Here is a 2,456-nt window from a genome sequence, read left to right as displayed (position 1 = left end):
GCCCACACCACGAAGTACAAGGTGACCGGCCTGCGGGTACTGCGTTCGGAGTGGGCCAAGTTCTGGTCGCTGCGCTCCAGTTGGATCACCCTGGGTGTCGCCGTGTTCCTGCTGGTCCTCTTCGGGGCGGTGGCCGCCTATACCTACAGTCCCGACGCCGCCGCGACCGGCGGGCCGCCCGGCCCGGGAGGCTCCGGCGGCGACAGCGACGCGGTCAGTCTGGCCCTGACCGGTGTGACGTTCGCGTCCCTGGCCGTCGGCGTCCTCGGCGTGCTGGCTTCCGCGGGCGAGTACACCACCGGCATGATCCGCTCCACCCTCACCGCCGTACCGCGACGGCTGCCCGTCCTGTGGTCCAAGGCCGCCGTGATCGGCCCCATCGCCCTGGTCCTCACCGCCGTCGGCGCGCTGGCCGCCTTCCAGTTGGGCGCACCGGGACTGGACGGCGAGAAGATCTCGCTGGCCCTGTCCGACGACGGGGTGTTGCGCAGCCTGGCCGGAGCCGGCCTGTACCTCGGTCTGGTGGCCGTGTTCGGCGTGGCCCTGGGCGCGCTGATCCGCTCCTCCGCCGGAGCCATCGCGGCCCTGGTCGGCGTCCTGCTCATCCTTCCCGGCCTGGCCTCGCTGCTGCCGGACTCCTGGTACGACACGCTCAGCCCCTACTTCCCCAGCAACGCGGGGGCGGCCGTCTACGCCCTGCACGAGTCCTCGGACGCCCTCTCGCCCGGCGCGGGTCTCGCGGTCTTCGCCGGCTGGGTGGCGCTGACACTCGCCGGGGCCGCCGTCCGGCTCGTCAAGACCGACGCCTGACCAGGGCGTGAGGACAATGGTGTCCATGAGCGCGCAACGCGCGGCAGCCGCCGCGGACACCGCCCAGGGGGCTTCGCCGCCCCCTGGGTTCGACGCCGACTGGGCGCACCCCGTACTGGGGCGCATGTGGCGCGGCCAGCGGGACCGGCAGCGGCTGGACCGCAGGCATCCGTGGCTGCTCGACACCGCGGTCGTACTGGTCGTCGCCCTCATCAGCCTGCCCGACCTGCTCTCCGACACCAACCACGGACCCTTCGGGGAAGCGGTCCACCGCGGTCAGCTGCCGTCCGGCGTCGTCCACCTCTTCGCCGCGGCACTCATCGTGCCGCTGTGGTGGCGTCGCCGGGCCCCGGCCGTCACGTTCTTCGTGATCGCTGTCGTGTCCCTCGTGCAGTGGTCGTTCGGCGTGTGGCAGCAGGCCGGGGTCAGCACGCTGATCGCCCTGTACTCCCTGGCGCTGCACGGTTCGTTGCGGGTGCTGGGCTGGGCCGCCGCGGTCACCGTCGTCGAGACGACCGTGGCGGTCTGCGTCCTGGTGGATATCGGCAATCCGCTGCGCGGCCTCTTCTTCCTGCTGGGCACGGCGACGGCCGCCATGGCCGTCGGCCTGACCCTGCGTATCCGCCGGATGTACCTGGCGGCGCTGGAGGACCGTGCCAGACGCCTGGAGATCGAGCGCGACCAGCGCGTCCAGCTCACCGCCGCCGCCGAGCGCTCCCGGGTCGCGCGCGAGATGCACGACATCGTCGGCCACAATCTTTCCGTCATGGTCAGTGTGGCCGACGGCGCCGCGACCCTCGCCGCCAACAGGAACGAGCGGTCCGCCGAAGCCCTGCGCATCCTCGGCGACACCGGCCGCCAGGCCATGAGTGAACTGCGCCGGGTGCTGGGCGTCCTGCGCGAGGAGCGGGACGACGTGCGCATGCTCAGCCCACAACCGGGGATCGGCGATCTGGATCCCTTGCTGGCCCGGGTACGTGCGGCGGGTCTGACGGTGACCTATCGGACCGTCGGCGACCTCGACTCGCTGGGCAGCGGCGTGCAGCTCACGGTCTATCGCATCGTGCAGGAAGCGCTGACCAACACGCTCAAGCACGCGGGTCCCGGCTCCACGGCCGACGTCACCGTGGCGGTCGATGCCGGCAAGGTGCGGATCGGGGTCGCCGACACCGGAACACCGCCGGGGGTGCCCGTACGATCGCGGCCGGAACCGCCCATCGACTCGGGCGGCGCCGGACACGGCCTGGTCGGCATCCGCCAGCGCGCCGCCATGTACGGCGGCGCCGTCAACATCGGACCGCGACGGACCGGACATGGCTGGCATGTGGACGTCGTGCTGGACGTACCCTCCGCCCCCACCCCGTCGGCCCCAGGAGACCCCCTGCCATGACCACCGTACTCATCGCCGACGACCAGCCCCTCCAGCGCATGGGCGTGCGCATGCTCCTGGAGGGCACGCCCGGCCTGGAGCCCGTCGGCGAGGCCGAGCACGGCGCCGAGGCCGTCCGCATGGCCGCCGAACTCCGCCCGGACGTCGTCCTCATGGACATCCGCATGCCCGGCATGGACGGCATCGAGGCCACCCGCCGCATCATCGCCACCGGCGGCCGCACCCGCGTCCTCATCGTCACCACCTTCGACCTCGA

Annotated in this window: 3 protein-coding genes; all 3 read left to right on the top strand. The window is 72.3% G+C overall.

Annotation, left to right across the window (positions count from 1 at the left end; genetic code table 11):
• Window positions 1–810, top strand: an 810-nt coding sequence (locus ACFU95_RS50900) for an ABC transporter permease (protein ID WP_383844754.1), incomplete at its 5' end; no start/stop codon positions are given.
• A 25-nt stretch (window positions 811–835) separates the two neighbouring features.
• Window positions 836–2,200 (top strand): sensor histidine kinase, encoded by a 1,365-nt coding sequence (locus ACFU95_RS50895; RefSeq protein ID WP_383844751.1) that lies wholly within the window; start codon window positions 836–838, stop codon window positions 2,198–2,200.
• A partial coding sequence (locus ACFU95_RS50890) for a response regulator transcription factor (protein WP_383844748.1) occupies window positions 2,197–2,456 on the top strand: 260 nt, incomplete at its 3' end. The genes ACFU95_RS50895 and ACFU95_RS50890, both read left to right, overlap by 4 nt.

Origin of the sequence: Streptomyces sp. NPDC057623 (genome assembly GCF_042800355.1) — a bacterium.
Taxonomy (GTDB): Bacteria; Actinomycetota; Actinomycetes; order Streptomycetales; family Streptomycetaceae; genus Streptomyces.
The sequence above is the reverse complement of the archived record's forward strand: the minus strand, read 5'-3'. Positions and strand labels throughout refer to the sequence as shown.